4 protein-coding genes are annotated in these 6,616 nt (G+C 50.7%); all 4 read right to left on the reverse strand.

The features are described 5' to 3' along the window. Positions 1 to 89: 89 nt before the first annotated feature. Positions 90 to 935, reverse strand: coding sequence for a hypothetical protein (locus HMPREF2890_RS07580; RefSeq protein WP_148130720.1), 846 nt, complete (start codon positions 933 to 935; stop codon positions 90 to 92). Next, positions 932 to 1,738, reverse strand: a complete 807-nt coding sequence (locus tag HMPREF2890_RS07585; protein WP_083289889.1) for an endonuclease/exonuclease/phosphatase family protein — start codon at positions 1,736 to 1,738, stop codon at positions 932 to 934. Before HMPREF2890_RS07585 ends, HMPREF2890_RS07580 begins: the two co-directional genes overlap by 4 nt. After that, the gene (locus tag HMPREF2890_RS07590; protein ID WP_083289890.1) at positions 1,725 to 3,419 is read right to left on the reverse strand and encodes a RagB/SusD family nutrient uptake outer membrane protein; all 1,695 of its coding nucleotides are present in this window, start codon (positions 3,417 to 3,419) and stop codon (positions 1,725 to 1,727) included. The genes HMPREF2890_RS07585 and HMPREF2890_RS07590 overlap by 14 nt, the downstream gene beginning before the upstream one ends. A gap of 32 nt (positions 3,420 to 3,451) precedes the next feature. Beyond that, on the reverse strand, positions 3,452 to 6,616 hold a 3,165-nt coding region (locus HMPREF2890_RS07595), incomplete at its 5' end, for a SusC/RagA family TonB-linked outer membrane protein (protein ID WP_371325792.1).

A 6,616-nucleotide genomic window follows, 5' to 3' on the forward strand; every position in this document is an offset into this window, starting at 1 on the left:
AAATACCATACAGCCGCCTAGTAGAGAGAGAGCTGATCTAACTCTCGGCTAGGCGGCTGAAAAATAAAAAGGTTAGGCTGACTTTAGACTCATCGATCCACAGCAGCTTCCACTTGCAGACGCAGACCTACGACCTTTCCCTCTTGGAGGTCAAAAAGCTTCTCACTTGACCTTAGCAGATAAGACTTAGGGGCCATAATAAAGAGGGCCACGTCTCCGTTGTCAGAGAGGTTTACCATCTTCTTCTCATACCCCTTTATCTCTTTGATCTGACTAATCATTGACTTGCTTCCTGATCCAAGTAGGAAGATCGAGGAGGGAAATTTAGTTTCCGTCAAAAGTCGTTTGTTGAGAGCGTCCGGATCTCCACTCTCCTTCAGTGTGACGAGACCGAGGTTTACGTCATAGCTGAGTTGCTTTTCCCCGGTTGCCATAAGCTTCAGCCCGGCGGTCGTCAGGAAACAACCGGATCCGGATAGGGATGTCCCTTCAAACTTTTGAGTCCAGTCCTTAGCTAAGAGGAGATTTCCGCTCTTTAGGGAGCTTGGGTTAAATATCGGGAAGCACTTAACTGCATCCGAAATCACCGCGTTAGGAAAAAAAACTCGTCCATCCTTGCTGTATGGGCTAACGCCCATAAGCATATAGGCAGATACTTTTTCTCTTGGGAGAGAAACTAATTTTCTGCACACAGCTTCGTAGTCTGACTGAGAGCTCCCCAGAGTTTCGCCATCCTTGTTGGTAACAACCAAGAGGGATAGGGTACGATCCTTGTTCCACTCCGGAGTTTTTGTCTCCTTATTCGTGTCAGGAATTTTAGGCTCCGGCTGGGGACTTGGTGAGGGCTTTTGTCCCCCACAGCTGCTTAGAAACAGCAGGCAGCAAGCAATCAGGGCAGCCTTACTACATCCAAGCATTCTATCAACTCTTATCATAATGTAAGGTCCATATATACGGAGGCGTGATCGGATATATCATAGCTGGCACCCTCGTGATTGATGCGAAAGGGATCAACCTTTGGGGATCCACACTTGATATCGGGTGTGGTGAGTATGTAGTCCACCCAATGGTTTGCTGTGATAGTGAGCTTATTCCCAAAGAGACCGAGCGCGTAACTAACCGTGCCGGGGTCAGTATTGAAGTCGCCCATCATAATTATGGGGCGATTTGTCTCAAAGACCTCGCTTCTCTTGAGAATTTCAGAAAGCTGCTCCACTTGCCCTCCTGTATGGTCCAGGTGGGTACCTACTACACGGATCACCTTCCCATTAGGCAGAAGGAGATCAGCCCAGAAAACACTCCGAGGATCAGACGATCCCGTAGGCATTGACAACCTACGGCAGTCCATCCGGATGATCGGATAGCGAGAAAGGATTCCATTCCCATAGAGTCCTGCACCTCTATTGAGCTCCGAGCGGTCGTAAGACTTACAGAAGTAGTAGTGCATTCCCAAATGCCCCGCAAGCTCCGCCAGTGGGTTACGATCGCCAAGAGCATCCGTGTAGACCTCAAGCTCGTTAATCACGCAGATGTCGGGCGATACTTTGTCAAAGGCATCAAAGAATGGCTTCATCACATACTTGTGACCGAGAGTAGTCTCAACAGCCCCCTCGAATGACTTGACATTATAGGTCATGACACGTATCGTCTGCGCATCTGTTGTCCACGACAGCCATTGGGCAGTCAGGGCAAGAAAGAGTGCTATAGCGATCCGTCCTGCTCGATTAGTAGCCAACATTTTGCTTCAGGTGCTTAGAGCCGTCAATAGCGGACTGCGGGATCGGGAAGACTTTATTCACTGCAGGATTAAACTTACGTGCCGGCCAGACCTCGATCAGCTTCCTCTCACCCTTGCCCGTTGCAGGGTCGTAAGTCATACCATAGTAATTGAGATCAAATCCATGCAGGGGTTGCTCTAAGAGATCAAAGTCACCCCAGCGCATCAGATCAAGCCATCTCGGGGTCAGGAACTCAAATGCCAGCTCACAGCGACGCTCTTGCTTGAGCTCCGACTTAGTCCCTTGAGAGTTAGCCGACAGCCCTGCACGTGTACGTATCTGATTGAGGATAGAGACTGCCTCAGCATTCCCCTCTCCCTTCGTCCAGATCAGAGCTTCTGCTTTCATAAGCAGGATGTCAGCATATCTCAGAACTACCATTCCGAGAGTAGTACACATAAAGTCACCATTGTTGAAGAACTCCTTACCTGCATTGTCAGCTGTCCTATAGGGACTGATCCACTTCGTGAGCAGAATATTTGCAGGGGTGGACGGCAGGAGTTTTTTATCAATGGTTCTGATTTCCTTTCCTTGCTTATCCTTGGAGATCGTGGGCACTCCAAGCTTAAAGTCCAGATCCATAAATACTACTCTGTCACCTGGCCCTGCAAAAGACGCTTGGCGACGCATATCACCTTCCTCGAAGGCATTGTAGAGCTCAGCCGTAGGGCAGAAGTATCCCCATGTGTTGAACCTTCCGAAGCCTCCGTTCTGGAAACTCATGCCATGCCACTTCGGTCCGGCTTTTGCTGTAGCTGATCCGAGGAATGAGAAGATGTACTCGGACGAGAAGTTATTCTTGGCAGTGAAGAGTGTAGAGAAGTCTGGGTACAGAGACCGCTTATCGGATCCTGAGAGGTTGATGATCTTATCGCAGTACTCTATCACTTTGTCGTAATACTTCGCATCGAATTGGGATGCATATAGCGCTGCTCGGGCGGCAAGGCCCCATGCTGCTGCCTTCCACGGACGCCCGTATTGGTCATCAGATTGCTGGGAGAAGAGAGGTAGGTGTGCAGCGGCCTGATCCATATCCGAGATGATCAGATCGTAATTCTCAAGGACACTCTTGGGTCGCTCGGAGTCCATTTCTGATACCGGTGTCTTGTCAGTAATGATGGGGATCCCTCCATTGGGACCATCATCGCCGTGCCAGGGAGCCAGCCAGAGATAGGCCATTCCACGATAGAAGTAGGCGTTGCCAAGGACGTAGTCTCTTAGCTCTCCATCTACATGGAGATTGTCTACAGCCTTGATCAGCTCGTTGGCTGAGCTGATCACCTGATACATACGATCCCAGTTCTCATTCCAGTCACGACCATTATTGGCGTCCATAGTGAAGTTCTTGATCTGAGCTGCTTCGGCTTGATTACGACCGGTGATGCAGTTGTCAGATGCGTTCTCCATCCACATGTAGCCACGACCTGTCGTTCCTTCCTCGCTCGTGAAGCGATTGAGTGCATCTACTGCGAGACGGAGGTTGTTTGGATCCTTGTAGAAGTCCTTATTTGTGTCTCCGTTGGCATAAGGCTCGTGATTGAGGAAGTCGCTATCAGCACACGAGGTAATGAGCGATCCGCTGCCGATAAGTATCAGCCCGGCGCAGAGTCCGGAGAGTATGCTTTTTGTATTGGGTGTCATAGTCGTATTCGTTCTTATTCGATCCATTATAATCAGAGACTGAGATTAAGTCCCAAGGAAAAAGTGCGAGACAGTGGATAGCGTCCGGCATCCACTCCATATCTTCCTACCTCGGGATCAATGCCACTATACTTGGTAAAGGTAATGAGGTTGGATCCATTGAGATAAAAGCGTACCGTTGCCCTGGGCATAGATATAGCCTCCATCCAGACCTTGGGAAGCGTGTAGCCGAGGGTCACATTCTTTAGTCTCAGGTAGCTGCCGTCCTCGAGGAAGTAGCTGTTGGCACTCGAGTAGTTGCCATTCTCATCCTTTGCCACACCTATCCTCGGGATGCCGGAGTTGGGGTCAAAGTCGAAGGACTTCATCACGAGGGCGTTCATATTGCCCTCCACTCCGCGACCCGTGAGAGTCATCTGCTTGTAGGCGTTGTAGATCTGATTGCCCTGGATCCCCTGGAAGTCTATGGAGAGGTCCACTCCATTCCAGCCGAAGTTGGCTCCAAATGAGAAGGTGAACTTGGGCATATAGGAGCCGAAGTACTTATAGTCCTTCGTATTGATGACTCCATCATTATTCTGATCCACAAACTTGATGTCTCCCGCCTTGGCATTGGGCTGTATGGGAGATACAGCACCGGTCTCAGGATCCTTGTGGGTATAGGCTGCCACCTCTTCGTTGCTCTTAAAGATTCCGTCAGCCTCCTGTAGATAGAAGGATTGCCATGGCAGACCCACCTTGGAGCGGATGGGTGACATACCATTGACGACCAGGTTGTCCTGGATGTAGTCACGACTGCCGAGGTCGAGTACCTCTGAGTTGATGATACTCATATTGGCAAATCCGCCCCATGTGAAGTCCCCCGAGCGATCATTGTAATTAAGCTGAAACTCCCAGCCCTTATTCAAGACGGAACCTACATTACCCAGAGGCTCTTCCTCGACACCCATCGTGGAGACGATCGGTACTCGCTCGATGAGGTCCTTAGTGAGCTTGTGAAAGTAGTCTACCGTGAGTGAGAGTCTGTCAAAGAGACCCAAATCAAGTCCCACTCCCCATGACTCCGTGGTCTCCCATCTGAGGTCCGTATTAGAGATACCCCTTTGGTAATAACCGGTTACTGTATGGTTGTCTATGCCAAATACAGTCTGGCGTGCTTGTGCCATAGAGACATTGTAGGCGTATGGATTTACGGTTGCCACGCTTCCTACCTGACCCCAGCTGGCGCGGATCTTAAGGAGATTGATGGCGTCCATATCCTTCATAAAGTCCTCACTGGAGATCTTCCACGATCCGGAGACGGCAGGGAAGACTGCCGAGCGGTGGGATGGGTCCAGCTTGGAGGAAAGGTCGTTACGCACGGAGGCAGTAAAGAAGTATCTGTCGGCATAGGAGTAAGCAATGCGACCAAAGCCGGAGATCATAGACTCCTCTACGATGCCCTCAGTCGGCTTGACTGGGATCTTGGTGGCATTGGAGAGGATGATCTTATTGAGATCCTCACTGGGCAGCTCCGTCCCCTCGACCCAATTGTCACGCCAGTTGTCATACTGCATAGTGTACCCCGCCATCGCGCTGATGTGGTGGTCGTCCCCAAAGACCCGTGCATAGGTTGCAGTGGTCTCCCATATCCACCTATTGTGTAGGGAGTTGTAGATAGAGCGGGAGTTCTGCGAGCCACGGCCTCCGACCTCTCTGACAGCCGGTGTGAAGCCCTCATAGCGACCCCAGTCCTCACCGAGAGAGAGACGACTGATGATATCTAGTCCGTATAGGGGCTTGATATTCAGTGAAGTGGTGGAGAAGAGGGTTGATGCCGGCTGATTCTCGTGGAGTCGGAATAGAGAGGCTACCGGGTTATTGATCATACCATAGCCTGATATTCCCTGCTTAGCGTAGTATGCCGGGATGGTACCACCCCACACCTTATTTCCCTTTGCATCGAGAATTTCTTTTCCATTCTCGTCCATCTCATAGATGGTGGCAGCTGTGGGGTAGAAGGTTGCGTCAGCGAGGATTCCCTCGTGACCATAGTCGTTGATATTACCTCCCTGACCATTATCGTGAGTGAAGTGGAGACTCTGAGAGAGCTTCAGCCACTTATTCACTGTGAAGTCTGCATTGAGTCGTGCTCCAAAGCCATCTGACCACGTATTCTTCAGGATACCATCGTGGCGATCATACGATACTGAGAATAGAGCACTAAGCCTCTCGCTACCACCGCTGATTGAGGCGGCCACATGCTTCATGGAGCCGAGGCGGAAGATCTCATCCATCCAATTGGTGCGATCAATCATCCCATATGGGTACAGGCTGACGTTAGCCACTGCGGGCAGAGCAGCTGCATCGCCATTCTCTACGACCTTATTCCACACCTTGATATACTGACCTGCTGTGGTTACCTGAGGTTTCTTGGTGATCTGGTCAAAGCTATAGGAACTGTTGATATCCACATGCAGGTTGCCCTCCTTGGCCTTCTTAGTGGTGACCACGATCACACCGCCGGATCCTACAGAGGCACCATAGATGGCTGCCGAGGAGGCGTCCTTCAGGACAGTAATGTTCTCTACATCCTCAATGTTGAAGGGTGCACCCGGTACGCCATCCACGACATAGAGTACCTGATCCCCACCGCGAGACCCTTTGCCTCGGATATTGAGCTCCGCACCTTTCATAGGGTTACCACCATTGTTCTGGATGGTGACACCGGGCATACGACCCTGAAGCATATTAGCCAAATTTGCCGGGCGAGACTTTAGGCTCTCGTCAATATTCATGGTGGAGATCGAGGTGGAGAGGTCCTCCTTGCGGGAGGATCCATATCCGATGACTACAAGCTCTTCTAGTGCCTGAGTGTCCTCCTGCAGCACAACCTTCAGATCACTTGTGGCTCCATTCACCTTTACCTGCTTGGGCTTGTACCCAATAAAGGAGAATGAAAGGGTTACCTGATCCGGAACCTTGATGGTGAAGTGCCCATTGAGGTCGGTGGTCGTGCCAAGTGTAGTACCTATCGCTTGGATAGTCACGCCAATGAATGGCTCATCGATGGTCCCGTCAATAACGGTACCACTTACCGTGACCTCACTACTCTTCTGGGCCTTGGCCTCCATGGACATACCGAGTGACCCGGAGAGGAGAAGGGTCACTATGAGGTATGACAAGCTCTTTGGCGTATAGGTCAAAATGGTGGGTGA

The sequence above is a fragment of the Porphyromonas sp. HMSC065F10 genome, assembly GCF_001808555.1.
Taxonomy (GTDB): Bacteria; Bacteroidota; Bacteroidia; order Bacteroidales; family Porphyromonadaceae; genus Porphyromonas_A.